Origin of the sequence: Pseudomonas sp. MBLB4136 (assembly GCF_051904765.1) — a bacterium.
Lineage (GTDB): Bacteria > Pseudomonadota > Gammaproteobacteria > Pseudomonadales > Pseudomonadaceae > Aquipseudomonas.
The window spans coordinates 578,311-595,841 of the sequence record NZ_CP196713.1 but is presented as its reverse complement, the minus strand read 5'-3'; the positions used below and the strand labels follow the sequence as shown (position 1 = coordinate 595,841).

At 57.3% G+C, this 17,531-nt stretch carries 16 protein-coding genes; 8 read left to right on the top strand and 8 right to left on the bottom strand.

The features are described from left to right. Positions 1–24: 24 nt before the first annotated feature. The 7 genes from ACSX1D_RS02670 to rmuC form a co-directional block, all read right to left on the bottom strand. Positions 25–2,898 carry a DEAD/DEAH box helicase gene (locus ACSX1D_RS02670; RefSeq protein ID WP_439860865.1) on the bottom strand — a complete coding sequence of 958 codons (2,874 nt, stop codon included), beginning with the start codon at positions 2,896–2,898 and terminating at the stop codon, positions 25–27. A gap of 249 nt (positions 2,899–3,147) precedes the next feature. Further along, the gene (locus tag ACSX1D_RS02665; protein ID WP_439860864.1) at positions 3,148–3,570 is read right to left on the bottom strand and encodes a hypothetical protein; all 423 of its coding nucleotides are present in this window, start codon (positions 3,568–3,570) and stop codon (positions 3,148–3,150) included. 20 nt (positions 3,571–3,590) lie between these two features. Then, positions 3,591–4,175, bottom strand: coding sequence for a hypothetical protein (locus tag ACSX1D_RS02660; RefSeq protein WP_439860863.1), 585 nt, complete (start codon positions 4,173–4,175; stop codon positions 3,591–3,593). 12 nt (positions 4,176–4,187) lie between these two features. Further along, positions 4,188–4,829: a peptidase M15 gene (locus tag ACSX1D_RS02655; RefSeq protein ID WP_439860862.1), complete on the bottom strand. Its 642-nt coding sequence runs from the start codon at positions 4,827–4,829 to the stop codon at positions 4,188–4,190. Between the two features lie 11 nt (positions 4,830–4,840). After that, positions 4,841–5,524, bottom strand: a complete 684-nt coding sequence (locus ACSX1D_RS02650; protein WP_439860861.1) for a hypothetical protein — start codon at positions 5,522–5,524, stop codon at positions 4,841–4,843. Positions 5,525–5,674: 150 nt separating this feature from the next. Next, positions 5,675–5,893 carry a hypothetical protein gene (locus ACSX1D_RS02645; RefSeq protein ID WP_439860860.1) on the bottom strand — a complete coding sequence of 73 codons (219 nt, stop codon included), beginning with the start codon at positions 5,891–5,893 and terminating at the stop codon, positions 5,675–5,677. Between the two features lie 25 nt (positions 5,894–5,918). Further along, on the bottom strand, positions 5,919–7,499 hold the full coding sequence (gene rmuC / locus ACSX1D_RS02640) for a DNA recombination protein RmuC (protein WP_439860859.1): 1,581 nt from the start codon (positions 7,497–7,499) through the stop codon (positions 5,919–5,921). Between the two features lie 127 nt (positions 7,500–7,626). On the opposite strand from rmuC, the gene ACSX1D_RS02635 reads away from it, so the two are divergent. The 4 genes from ACSX1D_RS02635 (at position 7,627) to ACSX1D_RS02620 (ending at position 10,429) form a co-directional block, all read left to right on the top strand. Beyond that, the gene (locus ACSX1D_RS02635) at positions 7,627–8,502 is read left to right on the top strand and encodes a helix-turn-helix transcriptional regulator (protein ID WP_439860858.1); all 876 of its coding nucleotides are present in this window, start codon (positions 7,627–7,629) and stop codon (positions 8,500–8,502) included. Positions 8,503–8,516: 14 nt separating this feature from the next. Then, the gene (locus ACSX1D_RS02630; RefSeq protein ID WP_439860857.1) at positions 8,517–8,993 is read left to right on the top strand and encodes a plasmid pRiA4b ORF-3 family protein; all 477 of its coding nucleotides are present in this window, start codon (positions 8,517–8,519) and stop codon (positions 8,991–8,993) included. Positions 8,994–9,372: 379 nt separating this feature from the next. Next, complete coding sequence (locus ACSX1D_RS02625; RefSeq protein WP_439860856.1) at positions 9,373–9,768, top strand: hypothetical protein; 396 nt, start codon at positions 9,373–9,375, stop codon at positions 9,766–9,768. A gap of 1 nt (position 9,769) precedes the next feature. Then, a complete protein-coding gene (locus tag ACSX1D_RS02620; RefSeq protein WP_439860855.1) occupies positions 9,770–10,429 on the top strand; it encodes a hypothetical protein in 660 nt (219 codons plus the stop codon). Positions 10,430–10,507: 78 nt separating this feature from the next. Here the strand turns inward: ACSX1D_RS02620 and ACSX1D_RS02615 are convergent, their stop codons facing one another. Next, positions 10,508–11,377, bottom strand: a complete 870-nt coding sequence (locus ACSX1D_RS02615; RefSeq protein WP_439860854.1) for a site-specific integrase — start codon at positions 11,375–11,377, stop codon at positions 10,508–10,510. Positions 11,378–12,003: 626 nt separating this feature from the next. Here ACSX1D_RS02615 and ACSX1D_RS02610 point away from each other — a divergent pair. The 4 genes from ACSX1D_RS02610 (at position 12,004) to ACSX1D_RS02595 (ending at position 17,355) form a co-directional block, all read left to right on the top strand. Beyond that, on the top strand, positions 12,004–13,008 hold the full coding sequence (locus ACSX1D_RS02610) for a helix-turn-helix transcriptional regulator (protein WP_439860853.1): 1,005 nt from the start codon (positions 12,004–12,006) through the stop codon (positions 13,006–13,008). A 106-nt stretch (positions 13,009–13,114) separates the two neighbouring features. Continuing rightward, a complete protein-coding gene (locus ACSX1D_RS02605; protein WP_439860852.1) occupies positions 13,115–13,909 on the top strand; it encodes a hypothetical protein in 795 nt (264 codons plus the stop codon). 1 nt (position 13,910) lies between these two features. Next, positions 13,911–15,650: a hypothetical protein gene (locus ACSX1D_RS02600; protein ID WP_439860851.1), complete on the top strand. Its 1,740-nt coding sequence runs from the start codon at positions 13,911–13,913 to the stop codon at positions 15,648–15,650. Continuing rightward, a complete protein-coding gene (locus ACSX1D_RS02595) occupies positions 15,622–17,355 on the top strand; it encodes a LeoA/HP0731 family dynamin-like GTPase (RefSeq protein ID WP_439860850.1) in 1,734 nt (577 codons plus the stop codon). Before ACSX1D_RS02600 ends, ACSX1D_RS02595 begins: the two co-directional genes overlap by 29 nt. Positions 17,356–17,531: the final 176 nt, after the last annotated feature.

Below are 17,531 nucleotides of genomic sequence, written 5' to 3'. Positions count from 1 at the left end.
GCAAAAGTCATGGGGTTTCCTTCCTTACGCCATCAGGGCTGCGACGACAGTGAACTGGGCGCGGTCGTCCAGTTGCAGGGTGTCGCGTATCCATTGCTGGTAGTTGTTGAACAGCTCGGCGGTGTCGCTTTCCTTCTGCTTGCGCTTGGCCGCGTTGACCTGCTCGATGCCCTTGGCGAAATCCAGCTCCAGCTGGGCGGTGTGCTTATCCTGCAGGGTTTTCAGCTTGCTCAGCTCGCGGTCCAGGCGTGCCCGGCAGTCGGTATCGAAGGCCTGCTTGATCGGCCTGATGTGCTGCTGGGCGGCCTGAATCACACCCTGCAGAGACGCTTGCAGAGCGCAAGCATCCGGGGCGTTGCCATCGTTGGCGCGAATATTGGCGCCGCCTCCGAGGTTGCCGGCGAGACCGGTGCGTTGCAGGGCATCCTCCAGACTGAGCACGCCCTGTACCTGCCCGGCGGCATTGAGTTGCACGCCCATCCACTCGGCGAGCACCGCCTGGCCACGCCGGTTGGGCACCTGCGCCAGCACCAGCACGATGGCCTCACCGGCATGCAGGCCCTGCGCCACGCGCAGCAATGGAGCGCGCTGACGACCAAACAGGGCCATCAGCTTGTAGTCGAGCCATTGGGCAATGGGGTGCAGCGCCCAGAGGTAGTGCAGCTGCGGCCAGGCGTTGGTGTCGCGGGCCTGGCGGATGGCGGACTCAACCACGGTTCTGTCGGCGCTCAGGGCGAAGGTGTTGTCCTCCGGCCACATCTCGCTGGCCAGATCGCGCTTGAGCAGCTGCGCCAAGTCACGACTGGGCTGGAGGCTCAGAGTCTTGTTGGCGTCGTCGTATTTGACCGGCGGATAGTCACGCGGCGATTGCTCGGCCAGCAGGCGCAACGCATCGCGCAGGTACTGGTAGCTGTTGCCGAACAGGCTGGTGAGTTCCTGCGTCTGCGCGCTTTGGGGTTGTGCGGTATAGACGGCGGGTGTTTCCGCTGCGCTGGCACTGGCCCAGAGTGCCTCGAACGGATCGACATCATCTCCCGCCAGCAGCGCCTCGAAGGCTTCCAGGGTGGCATTGCCCTCGATGGCCTTGGCCACTTCGAGCTCTTCCAACTCCTCGTCGTAGTGCCCCATGAAGGCCGAGGGGTCGCCGATGTTCTTGGCGGCCTGTTCGTCCTTGTCGATGAGAATTTCCAGGTAACGCAGGTCACCGCGAATGCGCTCGTGGCGCGGCTCGGTGAGCAGGTAAGCGATCTTCGGGGCGCGGGTCTGACCGTAACGGTCGACCCGGCCATTGCGCTGCTGGAACACCATCAGCGACCAGGAAATATCGAAGTGGATCAGGCGGTGCGCTTGGTAGTGCAGGTTGAGACCTTCGGAGGCAACGTCCGAGGCAATCAGCAGGCGCAGCGGCGAGTGGGTCTTGCCGAAGTCCTCAACGGTTTGCTGGATCTCCTGATCAGGCAACTGGCCGTGGAGGATGGCGACTGCTTCGTCCTTCAGCCCCAGCGCCTTGGGCAGCTCCTGCTGGAGGAATTTGAGGGTCTCGACCCGCTCGGTGAAAATCACCAAGCGGTCACTAGGGTCTCGGCTGTCCCAGCGCCAGTGCTGGCCATTGCGCAATTGCTCGATCAAATGCTGGAATTTGCTGAACTGCTGCGGGCCGATGGCTTGCACCAGGCCTTGCAGGTCACGCAGGCCGTCGAGGTCCGGATGCTGCGGGTCTTTGTTCTCCAGCTTGCGGATGCGCTCCCTGAGGGTCTGCAGACAGGCTGCCGGTGAGGAAAACAGGGCCTTTTCCAGCACGGTACGGAACAGCATGGCGCCGTCACGGGCGCCTGAACCTTCACTGTTCAGCTTGAGTTCGGCCAGGGCATCGAAAGCCAGGTTCTCCGCAGGGCTGGCTTCGGCGGCTAGACGGAAGACCTCGCGCTCGGGGAAGTCCTGCTTCATCTGCTCGCGCACGTCTTTCTTGAAGCGGCGGATGAACAGATGCTCGACATCGTCGCGGGTGTAGTCCGCGCCGGATGGCAGCACCGTAGGGTCGAGCATGCGCATCAGGCTGGCGAAGCTGTCCTTCTTACCGTTGTGCGGAGTAGCGGTGAGCAAGATCAGAGCATCGGAGCGCTGCGAGAGCAGTTCGGCCAGACGGTTGCTCTGGGTACGGTTGCCCTTGTAGGAGACGTTGTGGGCCTCGTCGATGATGATCAGGTCCCACCAGGCCTTTTCCAGGTAGTGGCGATACTCGCTGTCGCGCTTGAGCGTATCTACCGAGATGATGGTGCGGTCGTAGTAGTTGAACGGGTTATGGTTGGCCGGAATATCGCGGCGGATGCGCTGAATGCCAGCCGAGTCCAGACGTGTGAGCGGGATGGTAAAGCGGTTCCAGAACTCCTGCTGGAACTGGCGCATCATGCTCTTGGTGGTGACTACGAGGATGCGCCTGGCCTTGCCGCGCCGCATCAGCTCGGTGGTGAGGATGCCGGCTTCGAGGGTTTTACCCAGGCCCACGGTATCGGCAATCAACAGACGCGGGCGCAGTTGCTCGAGCACCCGCTGCGCTGGCTGGAGCTGAAATGGCAGCGCATCCATCACGGCATGCTGGCCAATCACCACAGCACCATTCTGCAGCGCCGACTGACGCAGGCGTGCCTCGACAAACAGGCGCGAAGCCGTAAAGGTGGGCGACTCGTCGTAGACCAGCTCGGTCTTGGCCGGGTCAATCAGCGTGATGTCTTCCAGCTCGGTGAGGAACAGCGCATGGCGGTTGCGCACGGTTTCCGAAACACCGATGCAGGAGAGCTGCCAGCCACCGAGGTTGCACTGGTCGGCGTTCTGGATGATCCACTCTTCATCACGGATCAGCGCACGGGCGCCGGGCGCCGGGGCTTGGGTCAATTGCATACTGCACCCTTCTCTTCATTTTGCGGAGCCGTGCAACGAGCAGGGCTTGCCGGTGTGTGCGCACAGCGGCCAAATCGCGGCATTTGTTGCGGGAGAGAAGGCGATGCTCCATGAACTGCCTGGCGCTCATCCCTGATGGCTTTATGACGTAGCTCACATTATCCATTCAGCCGTAGAGGGTAAAGCCTGACCGAGTGGACATTTTCAATTAGAACAATAACTTCTCTAGGCTGCGGGCTCTGCTGGCGGTTAGTCCTTACCAGCTAAGGTCTGCGCCGTATCGTTTGGCAGCCCGGGAACATCAGCCATGCCCCGATCAGTACCAGCGAGGAAGGCCCCGGTACCGCAGAACGGATGCGAGCAACTGACTCGTCTGCGTAGCACGGAAACAGGGCTATCCACATGCGAATGCACAGGAAGAGGCTCAGGCAAGCGTTCAGCCGTTACAAACAAGTCAGCCGGCACGTATTCCAGATAGACCCGACAGGAGAAGTCCAGAAGCGTATCGATGTCCTCTTCGGAGCACTCGACACTCAGTGCGCCGCCGAAAAACCGCCTATGGAACGCATCGCAGGCCTGCTCTGCCCCATCCGGCAGCAGCCAGGCAGTATCGAACCCTTCGCCCAAAGCCCGGCGGAATACCTGTTCGAGGGCAGCGTCGATCCTGGGCATCATCTCTCCCGCCCCGCCAATCATCGCGGCCCCACCGATTCATAAGATGGCAACTGATCCGCCATCCGTAACAAGCTCAGACCAAGCTTGTAATGACTGTTCCACAGCCCTACTAGATTTTCGAGCAACGGCTCCAGGCGTTCAGCATCGAGCGGATTGGCTTCCTCCAGGATGGCCTGAAAGTCATCGAACAGACCATGCTCCACCAACACATGCTTGACCCCCTGCCTTAGGTGGGAAAGCTCCTCGCAAGCCAGATCGCCACGCTGTCGCAACTCCTGTAGGTGAACCTTGAATTGCCGGTCGTCCATGTTGCTGTACTCATCCCTGAATGCCTCAGGGATCTGATCGAACGAGCCAATGGGGGTTTGGTATAGATCGAGTTTCAACTGCAGCTCAAATAGGTCCGCGGCTTCCTCAATATCAAGCCAGCCTGCCTCTTCATTCCACCCCTCTGCCTCATCGACCATGCTTGCAAGCAGGGTGAGCGACTCCTCTGCGACCGTTCCCTGCAGTAACGACATCATCCATTCATGCTGCAGTCTGAATTTCTGCACGCATTCGCTGTAGCGACGAGATGCCTCTTGGGCATAAGCAAGGTCCATCAGGTTTACCTCTCAAGTAAGGCTCTTCAGCCAGGGCTCTACGATCTGCTTACGTTCCTGCAAGCCAAGCGTGGCTACCCCCTTGTGCACCAGCGCCTTCTTGTCCCTGGTATGTGGGTTTGTGACATAGGTGTTGATGCTCGGCAGCACCTGCGGGTTGGCGCTCCAGCGCAGGTTGAAAGCGGCCAGCTTGGGAAACCAGTACTGGTTGACGTAGGGCAGATTGTCGTGAATCCACCAAGCCAGGGGCGTCCAGTCACTGGTTTGGTCATACCAGGGCAGCAGGGCCGGCACCACAATGCAGGCGGTGGCGCCCAGGTGGCCATCGGCATCCGGGTAGTCCCAGATATGGGCGGCGTAGTTGTTATCGTTCTTCGCGCAGTTGTTACCGTCTTCCGCGCCTTTGGCGTTGACCGCCGGGGAGCGATAAGCCGAGCGAATGGCGATGCGCCCGAAGCGCTCTTGCAGCGGCTCCAGTAACTGTTCGCAAAGCTGGCGACCGGCCTCGATGGCGCGGTCGGGGATGTCGGGGATATTCGGGATGCCGTTGATCTGGCTGATTTCCGAATAGAGAAAATCGCGCATGAAGAAGCTCTTGGAGAGCCTAACTCGGCCCAGGTCTTCGAGAGCACTCACGGTGTGTGGCTTTTGCATTCTCATCATCCTTAGCCGGCGCTCAGATGCGCAGAAATATTGCTGAGGGCATGCTCCCGGTGCTTTGCAGCTGTGACATGGCGCGGATGACTCGTGCGGTAACACAAGGTATCGCCCAGATAGAACTCCCACAGAGCCTTCTTTTCAAGCACTCTGCTGCGGTCGATCAGCCCATCCAGAGATCGTTTCAGGTCCGCGTCATAACGCCAGCCCGTAACAAATATGATCGACTGAGGCCGTATGACCCTCAACTGTTCACGCAGCAATTGCATGGACAGTTCCTGCACAGCAGAAAAAGACTTGGAGCCTTTCTTAGGTGAGCCTTTTTTATAGGCCACCGCGAATAAATTGCCCCAGCCGATTTCCTTACGAGAGCAGCCAAGCTTTTCCGCAGCATATTGGTGAAAGCGCCCAAAGCAGGATCGACCAGGAGGCATACCCTGATACTTCTCGTGCTTTTGCATGGACTGCTCAATGTAGCCTCTCAGATCCCCATCATGGATCTGCTTGAAAGAACCATTCCAGGCACGAGTCTCCATACCAACGATCATGAGCTTCATCGGCTTTTCTGCTGCCGAGGGCAAGAACACTCCGGTCAACCCTTCGCTACAGCCATCAAACTTGGCCAGCATGTCTTGGCTAAGTACTGCTTGATAGGCATCCCCAAGACGCTGTTTTAAACCCACCGTCTGCATTAACACTGCTCCCTAGCTACACATCTCGACGGGCCCTAACCATAACGTCGCCGGCCCCATTCGGCAGCCAGACGACAGATGGCCTGGACTGCTCCAACCGCAAAACACCATCGCGGCAATTCTGCTCCTGGCATCGCGCTCGATAGATGATCAGGTCATCCAGAAGGGCGAGCACAGAGGCTTTAAAACCCGACGCATCCAAAGTTTCAAGATCAGCGTCCGAAAAGAAGAAGGAGGCTGCGTCGAGTCGATTTTCAGCAGCCACGCCATGGAACACGATTTCCCCGTCGACAGCGGCCCCGTCAGAAACTGCTCGCACAGTTGCTCCAACCGATAGTTCTCGAATGCAAAATCGTACGACTCCTGCATGTACACCTCCTCAGATCCAATGCGCCTACTGCGCCATTTCAGTGGTTTCATGCCCGACCAATGTCAGTTCAAGATCCGCTCGATCCACCCAGGTTTCGTCCAGCTCACCTTTGACGGCCACTCCCAACTGGCGGAAGTCGCTGACCTGCTTGACCAGGTTGGCCTTGCCGTTGACCAGTTGATCACGTGCCTTGCGGTAGGCGTCCTGGGCTTTGTCCAGGCTGTGGCCGATGGCATCCATACTGCCGAGGAAGGTGCGCAGCTTGTCGTAAACCTTGCCGGCACGTTCGGCCAGCTCGGCGGTGTGTTTGTTTTGGTCTTCGAAGCGCCAGAGCTGACGCACGATGTTGAGGCTGGTGAGCAAGGTGGTCGGGGTCGCGACCAGTACGTTCTGCTCAATGGCTTTCTGGAACAGGGTTTCATCCGCCTTGAGCGCTTCGACGAACGCCGACTCGATGGGCACGAACATAAACACCATCTCCGGGGCGTTCAGCCCGGGCAGATCGAAGTAATGACGCTCGGACAGCTCCTTGATCCGCTGCCCTACCGCGCTGACGTGCTCGGCCAGGGCCAGATGGCGCTCGGTTTCGTCTTCGGCGTTGATGTAGCGGGTGTAGGCGTTGAGTGAGACCTTGGCGTCGATGATCAGGTGCTTGCCTTGCGGCAGGTGCACGATCACATCCGGCCGCTGGCGATTGGTTTCGCCGTTGATGCTGACCTCACGCTCGAAGTCGCGGCCATTGACCAGGCCGGAGCGCTCCAGCACGTTCTCCAAAATCAGCTCCCCCCAGTTACCCTGAGCCTTCTTCTGCCCTTTGAGCGCCGTGGCTAGGTCGTGCGCCTCCTGGGTGATCTGCTGGTTGAGTTCCTTGAGGTGCTGCAGCTCCTGGGTCAGCGCGGCCTGTTGCTGAACGTCCTTGTGGTGAATGTCTTCCACCTTGGTGCGGAAACCTTCGATCTGCTCGCGGAACGGCTTGAGCAGCGCATCTAGGGACTGCTGGCTGTGCTGGGAGAAGGCCTGGCCCTTGGCCTCGAAGATCTGCCCAGCGAGCTGCTCGAACTCCAGCTTGAGCTGATCGCGGCTTTCCTTGAGCAGCTGCCGTTGCTCGGCAAAGTGCTGCTGCTTCTGCTCCAGGCTGCTGCTGAGGGTGGCGTGCTCCTTAGACAGGTTGGCGAATTTGTCCTGCAACACCTCGTGACTACTCTGCAGGCGCTCATGGGCCTGCTTGAGCTCACCGTGCTGCTGCTCGAATTGGCCATGCTGAGCACGTGCCGCACTGGCCTGGCTTTGCGCCTCCGCCAAGCGGGAAAGCTGTTGCTTCTGCTCATCGCGCAAGGCAGTGAGCTCCTCTTGAGCGAAGTCGAGCTGGCGCTGCAACTGTTCAGCATGGGCCTTTTCCGCTCGCGCAGCGGCCGTTTGCTCACGCAGTTCAGCTTCTTGCTGCTGACTCAACTGCTGCAACTGCTCCAGCTGTAGCTGGTAATGCTGCAGGGTGGCCAAGGCCTCTCGGCGGCGCATGATCTGCCAGAACATTGCCAACGCCATCATGCAGACAGCCAGCAGAGCGATGCCCATTACTGCCCAGGACATTCCGATACCGTTCACTGTGCTTCTCCTTTTCCGTGGCGGCTACAGCGCCAACTTGAATGACGCCATCAGAATATGTAGCTTCAGACGACGCATCCACGGTGTTTACGTGTACAGGTAAAGTTTTCGAGCAGATGGAGAAGCCATGAAACGCAAGCAAGCAATTGAGTCAGTGCGCTGGGATCTGGCTCTGCGCTACCGCCTGATCGAGACCATTGTCTGGTGGGAGGGCCGTTTGACCACAGGCCATCTGATGCAGAGCTTTGGCATCAGCCGGCAGCAGGCGTCGAAGGACATCAATTCCTACATCACCGACTACGCGCCGAAGAACCTGGAATACGACAAGCATTTGAAGGGGTATGTACCGAGCCGCCAATTTAAACCGCTGTTTATCGATGACAGTGCCAGCGCCTACCTGCATCTGCTGAATCAAAACTACGAGCGGGCACCTCATATCGACGGCCTGGCCTTGGCCTATGCGCATACCGAAGTACTGGGTGTACCGGATCGCTCAGTACGCCCGGAGGTGTTGCGCCCTCTGCTCAAAGCCTGCCGAGAAGGGCTGCGGCTGGAGTGCGAATATGTGTCTTTCAGCACCCCGGACGTTGAGACCAGGTTGATTGCCCCACATACCCTGATTTACACCGGCATGCGTTGGCATGTGCGCGCTTACTGCGAGAAGAACAGAGATTACCGGGACTTCGTGCTCAGCCGGTTTCGGGGTGAACCGGGGCTTATGGATGACCAGTCTGAGCACAGCCGGGACCTGGATAGCGGGTGGAATACCGAGCTCGCGGTGGTCATCGAACCAGACTCGCGCCTGAAGCCCGAGCAGCGCGCCATTATCGAGGCAGACTATGGCATGCAGAACGGTCAGCTACTGATCGAGACCCGTGGCGCGCTGGTGCAGTACGTGTTGCAGCGCTACCAGATCGACCCGACCAAGTTGCATGCCAAGGCGGAGGCTCAGCAGATTGTCGTAGCCAACCTCGATGAACTGAAGCCCTGGCTTTATCACTGACAGATGGAGCCCGTATGGCCGCCCACCCCCTGCTCTACACCCTACATATCCAGCTAGAGCCATTGCAGCTCGATCCGCCGATCTGGCGGCGCATCAGGGTGAGCGGCGACTGCACCCTACGCAAACTGCACCACTTCATTCAGGCGGCCTTCGGCTGGCACAGCTGCCACTTGCATGAGTTCAGCAATGGCGTGAATTGCTATATGCCGCTGGATGCCGAACTGATGTACCAGTACGACGACGTGCTGGATGACCGCAAAACCAAACTGCGCCGCGTCTTCAAGGAGGCAGACCGGCTGCGCTATCTCTACGACTTCGGCGATAACTGGCAGCATGTGATTGCCGTGGAAAGTATCGAGCCTTGCGACTTCACCGGCACCTGGTGCGAGGTGCTCGACGGAGCCCGCGCCTGCCCGCCCGAGGATGCAGGTGGCGTGCCGGGTTACCAGGAGTTACTGGTGTCGATAACTTCTGGGGGTGAGACCAACTGAGGGGCTTGGCCGGAGCCCGACCTCCTTAGCGAAACTGCCCCCTGCAACAACAGGTAATCCAGCAGTCTGTAAGGAGCAGAATCAGTCCAGTGCTCACTGGCATTCGCCTTCAATCAGAACTGCCGCCATAGGCGACACGAGCCAGCCCCAACAACACAGGCAACACCAAGGCCAGCGGTAACAGGTCACTCAACGTCGGCGGCAAGATCATGGGGTCGTCCTCCGTAAGCAGTTGAGACTCAAGCTAACGCGCCCCTGGATACGACGCGATCTGTCTAGTTTTCGTCCGTAAAGAAACTGCACATGTAGCCCGGCCATCGCGACACGTTTCGTCGCACAGATACCCCATGCTCTCGACAGGCCTGTCAGGAGCACAACCATGGATCGTTTAATCAAAGAAAATCTTGAAGCTCTTCTGCAGGAGTCTGCAGGAAGCAAACGCCTGGGGCGGAGAATCATCAATCTTGCCGGATTCCTGGGAAACACTGAGCCCCCAGCCAGAATCCAGGCACAGCTCAATGACCTATCGCGTCTGCTGATCTTGCAGGACGCATTCGATGCCCTGCTGGAGCCAATCACACTGCTATCTCGTGCCGGAATGTCTCGCATGCTCGATGACCAGGCACTGGGCACTATGGTCGCCAGCCTGGAGGCCTCCCGAAAAGCCATCGTGGATGTTGGTGAAATCAACTACGCCGAACTGATCTCATGGCTTGTGGGGCAAGCTCAGGCACGCCGGATCCTTCGTCAAAAAAACCAGGAGTCCGGAGCCTGAAATGGATGACTTGAGCACACTGATTCCACCTTCCCCATTGCGCATGCGGGTTATGGATTTCAACTCGGGGCATGAGTCCATACACACCCAACTCAACTGGGAAAAACAGCGCACCCTACTCGGCCCAAGCGATGTTTCCTTTGCGATCAATGCACCACTGACCTACCTGGCCGACGAAGACGGTGCCAGATACGTGTTCTTCGTCGATCCGGCACCTTGCGCCCGAAATCTGGGCCAGCGGGGTTTTCAGATTGTTGCGCAAAAGCGAATCGCAGCCATCAAATTCAAGACCTGGGCTGATCAAGTCATTCAGTACGTTCGCTATGCCGCTGTGGGGTGCGACTGGCCGGGTCGCAACTACTCCGACTTCCGCCAGTTCCTGAGCTACAGTCAGGGCCGACAGCTGCTGTTTGCTCTCTCAGAGTTTGATTACGCAAACCCTCTGCATCAGCTGCAGCTGCCCTGCCAGGACTTCCGAACGCTCTATCTACTGTTCATCGACAGTGAACAGCCTGACATCCAGGCGCTTTCCGAAGTGGCCGAGACGGTTGAGGAAACGAACCCACACCTTGAAACCCTCGTGCTCGGCACTGCCGTAATGCCTAACGAGCCTGCCAGGGTCATGTTCCTCGGCGAGACATTTGCCAGCCTTCTGAGCTGACTACAGGGTGCGACCTGAGCCACTTCACCTGAGCTGAAGTCATCAAAACCTGGGGCTGACCTGCTCGTTTACGTCGCCTTAATGCTCTGCCTTCACCGCCTTTGAATAACCAGGGTAGTAAGAGGCATGCGTTCTCCGAACCTGCGTCAGATCCGCATCTGCTGCAGGTCTGACCTTCACAGCCTCGGCACGCCCAAAGCGTTTGTCACCGTAGCGCCCGATAGAGTCTGTTGCTTGGTGGCCCATGACGTAAGCCATCTGGACTCTGGACATCCCAGACGCTTTCAAATTTGCACCGAACTGATGACGCAGCGCGTACATGCTGGGTGGTTTCCCACGCGAGAAAACCTCCTTCGCGGCTTCATGGATCACCATTCGAATAGAGTCCAGGCTCCTTGCATCAGAACGAAACGCCTCCAGCGCATTACAGACGAGCTGGCAGAAATCCTCGTCAGCCTCCAGGATCCGATCAGCGCCACGCAGTCCACCGTGGCTATGTTTGGCGCCGAGAATACTGATCCTCGTGCCCTCAATACTGATGTCCCTCAGCTCGCAAGGTCGTGCCCCCGTCATGCTGATCAGCATCAACGCACCGGCTTCCACCTTCTGCCCCTTAACCAAAAGCGCCGTCACCCATTTTCCGAAGTCGTCATCTGAAACTCTCTGCCGACGAGCTTGCTTACGCTTCCGAGGAAGGTTGAGCACAGTCACCGGATTGAGTGTCCGATTGATTTCCTGGGCAATCCAGAAGTGATTCCGGAGCTTCTGATCCAGCGCGAGTGCATTGCGCAATCGCCTGAAATAGTCGGGCCGATATTCGGGCGCAGCCCGCAGTAAAGCACCAATGATATTGAGCTCATTCAGCTCACTGATCGGGATGCCTGGCAGACGTGTGGCGTAGAAATGGCTGGCTAGTGAGCGGTAAGCATTTTGGGTCTCTGTGTTCATGCTGATTCTTCTTTTTATGTGTACGAACGATCTCGCACATAACCAGCATGCTTAATGAGCAAAAACTATCGCAATACGCAGACCAATTATTTTTGTATACACCAGAAAAGGCGAACGTCAAACCAAGCCGCCACGCCAAGGCGGACATAGGTTCATTGATTGAAAACGAAACCCGACTTGCAATTAGGGGAATGGCTTCAATCGGCGGTAACTCAACAAAAGCGACGCGAGCTTAGTGCATCGCAGACCGCAGTGTTTCAGCGAGAGCGCGCGACAGGTTCTGTCGCTATAGCCGGGTAATGTCCTCTGCAAGCGCCACGCAAAGGAGACTCGTCGAATGAGAACAGCTCTGACCCACTGCTGCCGCCATTGTGAATGGCAGCAGACGGTGGTGCCCCACGATGGGGATAGCACCATAAAAGAGTGCTTCGATCACTGCCCTTGGTGCCGCTCGCCAGAGCTTCTTGAACGTCGAGCAACCCGCCTAGAAGCCCTAGCAGCTAGCTTCGTTCGCTCGAGATATATTTCTCACTACCGGCATGGCAAATTGCCAGCGAACGGGTTAGATTCGCCATGTTAGTGGCGCCAACAAAGCGCACCCATTTCGATACGACAGGGAAGTAACGATGTCCGAAGCTAAGGACACACTCCTGAGACTTATCGCGCTGCTGCGCCTTATCCCACGAGCCCCAGGCCGCATTGCGACCACAACCTTGCTAGAGAAACTCAAGGATGATGGTTTCTCAGTAAGCCTGCGCACAGTGCAACGCGACCTTGACCGACTGTCGACCCCCTTTGCACTACAGCGTGACGAGAGCTCCCCATCATTTCGCTGGAGCCTTTCGGAAAATGCGCCTATCGATTTGTCGGCCATGGACACTCCCACGGCACTGGCACTGTACCTCGCGGAAAGCCACCTAAAGACACTACTGCCACAGAGCGTTCTGGATCAGCTCGGCCCCCAATTCCGTATGGCCCGCGATTACCTCGACAACTTGGAAAACAATGGCCTGGCGCACTGGGCTCGCAGGGTTAGAGCCCACCCAAACGGCAAGTCCTTGCAACCAGCACAGATTGCCTCGCAGGTCTGGGAGCAGACCTCCAGTGCCCTGCTGGAACACAAACAACTGCAGATCAACTACCTGAGCCGCAGCAAAAGCGAGCTCAAGCAGCTATTGATCCACCCCGCTGGACTAGTCTCGCGCCACGCCATCAGCTACCTGATCGGCAGCGTCGACTGCTATGACGACCTGCGCCAGTTCGCCCTGCACCGCATCCACCAGGCCGAGTGCCTGGACGCAGCAGCCCGCGCCCACAACGACTTCGAGATCGACAGCTACATCCGCCAAAACCTCAACACCGCCGCGCTCATTGAGCAGGTAGAACTGGTCGCCGACGTATCACCGCAGATTGCCTGGCTACTTAGCGAGACGCCGTTGAGCAACGAGCAAAGCCTGAAGCCGCTGCCAGACAGCGACTGGCAACGCCTACGCGCCATCGTGCCGGACGATCAGGAGACGCTGTGGTGGGTGTTTGGCTTAGGGGAAAATGTGAGAGTTTGGGAGCCGCAGAGTTGGGTGCTGGCAGTCAGGGAAAAGGCCACGCGCTTGAGTGTTTTGTATGAATATTGACCTAATTAAAAAACACTAGAAATCTCCACAGCCGTCTTGCTTTCAGTTCGCGGATTGTACTGCTGAACAAAACCCTGCCTAGCCTAACTTCATCACAAGGCCCGTAATGACTTCACCTGAAGAGCTCAACCACCTCTATACCGATATCTCAGACAACATTGCCAACGCCATGGCAGACATTCTCGCTCTTTGTGTCGAGCACAAAGATGGCAAGCGAGAAATAGGTAATATCACTGACAAGCTGCGTGATATTCGTGGGCGGTTCGACAGCGAACTGCAGCAGTTGAAAACACACGCTGAGTGGGACACGTTCACCCTGGCGTTTTTCGGCGAGACCAACGCTGGCAAGAGCACGATCATCGAATCACTGCGCATCTTGTTCAAGGAAGAATCCCGCGAGGCACTGCTGCAACAGCATGCCGATGACTTGGAGCAGTTCTCCAAGGCCCTTACTGCTCGGCTCGAACAGGTGCGCGAAGGTTTGCACGCCTTGTACAGCGAGTACACGGGTGAAGTGGCCAGCATTCGCCAAAGCACAGCCCGGCTGGCGCAGATCGTTCAGAGCGAAGCCCAGGAGCGAAATGCGATTGCCCAAGCCGAGACCGATGCAAGAACCCGGCTCGCCCAGCAAGAGACTCAGGCACGCCTTGAGTTACAACAACAGGAAGCTGCACATCGTCAGCAAATAGTTGAGGCGGAAGCTGCGGCCAAGCGCGTGCTCGCCGAACAGGAGTCCAGCGCTCACCTGGCACTGGAGCAAGAAGAAGCCTCACAGCGTCTGGACATTGCGCGAGCGCACGCGATATCGAGCCTCAAGGCCCGGCTGTCGATGTTCGCCATCGGTGGAGTTCTGATCGGCGCTGGTGCTGCGGTGGCGGTACTGAAGTTCGCAGGAGCCTGAAATGTCCCAACACGAACTTGATGATCTGTTCGATGAGGCCGTCTCGCCCCCCTCGCCTGTCTCTCCAGATGACACGCCGGTTCTCCAACGCATTGAGACGCGCTCCCCCGCACTGGATGACCTGCTCAATCAGCAGTTCAAAGGGCTGCATGACGATCTGTTGGCTTATGAACACAAGAAGGCCCAGGCAAATCGTGTAGACGGCTCGATCATCGGCACGGGTGAAGCCGATTTCACCAAGGGCAATACGCTCTACCCCCTGAACTACAAGGGCAAACGCTTTCAGTTGATCGACGTGCCTGGTATTGAGGGTGACGAGGCCAAGTATGCGCATATGGTGCGCGAGGCCGTTGCCAAGGCGCATCACGTTTTCTATGTAAACGGCACCAATAAAAAGCCTGAGAAAGCCACCGCAGAGAAAATTCGTTCTTATCTGCGTTTAGGTACTCAGGTGTGCCCCTTGGTCAACGTGCGTGGCAATGCCGACGCCTACGAGTTCGAGGAAGACCGCGAGTCACTGACTGCGCACGGCGACTCCACCGCCGCTTTGCAACAGACTGAGGACGTACTGCGCTCGGTATTGGGCAGCAAGGTTTTACAGACAGGCCACTACGTGCAGGGCTTGCTGGCATTTTCGTCGCTGGCGAGCGATGCGCAAACTGGGCGTACCACAATTGACCCCGCCCGTAGCCAGGACTTGGTGATTCAGCAGCGTAATTATCAGAAGCACTTCGCCTCGTCGAAAGCGATGTACGAATTCAGCCAGATCAAGTCTGTTGCCAAGGTGCTGCATACCAAGCTTGCGACGTTCCGCGAGGACATGATCGAGAGCAACAAGACCAAGGTGTACGAACTGCTGGTTGAAAACATTTCGACCTTGCAAGCGTTGCACGCGACCCATGAAGCATTCGTTGCCAGAACCCAACCGGAGTTCGAGAAGTGCCGCGAAGCGATCAAGGCGGCCCGGGAGCGATTCGAAGGGCTAGTCGTTGCGGGAAGGCGGAACCTTTGGGATAGCCTTTTCAACGACCTTAAGGAAGATGCCGACGATATCGTCGAAAAGAATTTCGGTGATAACGACGTTATTTCCAGCCAGATCAACCGTGCTTTCAAGCGTGGGCAGAATGAGCTCAAGGAAAAACTCCAGGGGCAGTTCGAAGCGTACCTAAATGATTTGGGGCAGGACCTGCATCAAGCCATCCAGCGTCTGATGGAGGACGTTGCACGTGTAGAGTTCGAGCAGCTTCTCTATGACGCCGAATCCCTGAATATCAACTACAAGACACCTGACTTGGACCTTGGCTTCGAACTGGGTGATTACGGGTGGATGGCCTTCAACATAGGCTCCTACGCATTGGCTGGGGCAGGCATCGGCACCGCGTTTCCGGTGATCGGCAACCTGATCGGCGCCGTTGCTGGCGCTGTGGTGGGCATCTTTGTGAGTGTGCTGAGCATCTTTACCAGCAAGGAAAAACGCATTCGCAAAGCACAGGGGCAAGTTCAGGAGAAGATTGATGACGCATACACCGAAGCCCGTAACGCCTTGAAGGAAGAACGCAAAACGCTGTTTGCCCCTGTTCGCAAGCACATTGACGAAACCGTATTGTCTCGCGTGCAACAACTTGAGGCGTCGCTCAAGCACCCTCTGAACGTCATCGAACAGCAGATCGCGCTGATGACCCTTATTAAAGAGCAGTTGGAGAACATGCCGTATGGAACAATTCAATCAGTTCAACGTTGAGAAGCAGGCAGCGCTCAAGGGGCTGGAGCAACTGCGTGCGGTGCTCGACGAATTGGGGGAGATGGGCGCCGACGTCGGTAGCGAGTTGCACAAGATCGACTCGGCGGTACAAGCCATCGAGTCCGATGTGCTGCGCATTGCCTTGCTTGGTGCCTTCTCTGACGGCAAGACCAGCGTTATTGCCGCTTGGCTGGGCAAGATTATGGCCGACATGAATATCAACATGGACGAGTCCTCTGATCGCTTGGCAATTTACGCTCCAGAGGGGCTGCCGGAGAAGTGCGAAATCGTCGACACCCCCGGTCTGTTCGGGGACAAGGAGAAGAGCGTCGACGGCGAGCAGGTCATGTATGAAGACCTGACCAAGCGCTACATCTCCGAGGCGCACCTGATTCTTTATGTGGTGGACGCTACCAACCCACTCAAGGAAAGCCACAACGACATCGTCAAGTGGGTGCTGCGGGACTTGAACAAGCTGTCCTCGACCATTTTCGTGATCAATAAGATGGACGAAGTTACCGACCTCACCGAGCAAGTACTGTTCGATGCGCAGGCCACGATCAAGAAAGACAACCTCAAAGGCAAACTGCAGCGTGCAGCCAACCTTAGCCCGGATGAACTGGCCAAGGTGAATATCGTCTGCCTGGCATCCAACCCGAATGGACGCGGCCTGCCGTTCTGGTTTGGCAAGCCAGAGCACTACGAAAGCCGCTCGCGCATCAACGACCTCAAAGCCATGACCACGCAAGTGTTGCGGCACAATGTGCCTGCGGTGCTGATTGCCAAGACGGGCATGGATGTAGTGCGAGATGTCGCCGGCCAGCATGTGGTGCGCGCCGAAGAACAGTTGGAGCGGCTCAAGGCTTTTGCCGAGCAGAATGCCGAAGAGTCGGCACGTATCACCCAGGACATTGAATCGGGTCGTCGTGAAGTCAAACGCCTGGCCGGTGAGTTGTTCGAAGAACTTCAGAACCTTGAGAAAGGCATGCTGGGCAAGTTACGTCCGCTTGGCTTGGAAAACATTCGTGAATTCCTCGAGGACGAACTGGGTTACACCGAGGATGGCGTAGGTTTCAAGTTGAACCTGAAAATCAAGAGCGCAATTGACCGCTCCTTCGACCAGTCTTCCAAGGTAACCAGCCGCATCTCTCAGGATATTGGCCGCCAGCTCAACTCCAGCGAGAGCTTCCTCAATGCCATGGGTGACAGTGCATTGAAGTCGATGGGCGGGGCTGCCAAAGGCATTGCCAACCTGAGCCCAGACATCATCAAGGGGGCGGTGTTTGCAGCCCGCGATGCGCTCAGCGCAGTGACCGGCGTGGCGATCAAATTCAAGCCTTGGCAAGCGACCAAAATCGCCGGCGCCATTTCAAAGTGGGCAGGCCCTGCAGGCGCTGCAATCACACTTACCTCGGACCTGCTCAACGCCTATAAAGCGCATGAACTGGAACAGGAGTTGAAGAATGCCAAGGAGTCTATTACCGAGATGATCAAAAGCGCCTTCAAGGATATCTACGACATCATTGCTGACGACGCAAAGCTGTTGGACTTCTTCGCACCGCAGCTCAAGGCGTTTGAGAAAATCGTTGAAACTGTGGAGGAGCGTTCGATCTTTATCAGCACCAATCAAGCTAAACTCCAAACAGTGAAGGCTAAGCTGAATGCACTGACACCGACAACAGAACGGCTTGAGGCAGCACTCTGAAAAAGTGGCAAAAGGCGCTTCGAACCGGGGACAGACCACGATTTTCAGGATGACTAATCGTGGTCTGTCCGAGGGTGTCCGAATTTTTGTGTAACCGGCTCATGAGCGACACTGTCGCTCCGAACCGGAGACACCATGAGCAAGACGTAACGTCCCATCACTGACGAGCTGCTGGA

What these genes read in the sequence shown, in the direction of transcription:
- ACSX1D_RS02655 (WP_439860862.1), bottom strand. Translation starts at nt 4,829, where the DNA reads ATGCAAAAGCCACACACCGTGAGTGCTCTCGAAGACCTGGGCCGAGTT.
- ACSX1D_RS02630 (WP_439860857.1), top strand. Translation starts at nt 8,517, where the DNA reads ATGGCCGCCCACCCCCTGCTCTACACCCTACATATCCAGCTAGAGCCA.
- ACSX1D_RS02605 (WP_439860852.1), top strand. Translation starts at nt 13,115, where the DNA reads ATGACTTCACCTGAAGAGCTCAACCACCTCTATACCGATATCTCAGAC.
- ACSX1D_RS02610 (WP_439860853.1), top strand. Translation starts at nt 12,004, where the DNA reads ATGTCCGAAGCTAAGGACACACTCCTGAGACTTATCGCGCTGCTGCGC.
- ACSX1D_RS02625 (WP_439860856.1), top strand. Translation starts at nt 9,373, where the DNA reads ATGGATCGTTTAATCAAAGAAAATCTTGAAGCTCTTCTGCAGGAGTCT.
- ACSX1D_RS02660 (WP_439860863.1), bottom strand. Translation starts at nt 4,175, where the DNA reads ATGGACCTTGCTTATGCCCAAGAGGCATCTCGTCGCTACAGCGAATGC.
- ACSX1D_RS02645 (WP_439860860.1), bottom strand. Translation starts at nt 5,893, where the DNA reads ATGCAGGAGTCGTACGATTTTGCATTCGAGAACTATCGGTTGGAGCAA.
- ACSX1D_RS02620 (WP_439860855.1), top strand. Translation starts at nt 9,770, where the DNA reads ATGGATGACTTGAGCACACTGATTCCACCTTCCCCATTGCGCATGCGG.
- ACSX1D_RS02650 (WP_439860861.1), bottom strand. Translation starts at nt 5,524, where the DNA reads ATGCAGACGGTGGGTTTAAAACAGCGTCTTGGGGATGCCTATCAAGCA.
- ACSX1D_RS02600 (WP_439860851.1), top strand. Translation starts at nt 13,911, where the DNA reads ATGTCCCAACACGAACTTGATGATCTGTTCGATGAGGCCGTCTCGCCC.
- ACSX1D_RS02665 (WP_439860864.1), bottom strand. Translation starts at nt 3,570, where the DNA reads ATGCCCAGGATCGACGCTGCCCTCGAACAGGTATTCCGCCGGGCTTTG.
- ACSX1D_RS02595 (WP_439860850.1), top strand. Translation starts at nt 15,622, where the DNA reads ATGGAACAATTCAATCAGTTCAACGTTGAGAAGCAGGCAGCGCTCAAG.
- ACSX1D_RS02635 (WP_439860858.1), top strand. Translation starts at nt 7,627, where the DNA reads ATGAAACGCAAGCAAGCAATTGAGTCAGTGCGCTGGGATCTGGCTCTG.
- ACSX1D_RS02615 (WP_439860854.1), bottom strand. Translation starts at nt 11,377, where the DNA reads ATGAACACAGAGACCCAAAATGCTTACCGCTCACTAGCCAGCCATTTC.
- ACSX1D_RS02670 (WP_439860865.1), bottom strand. Translation starts at nt 2,898, where the DNA reads ATGCAATTGACCCAAGCCCCGGCGCCCGGCGCCCGTGCGCTGATCCGT.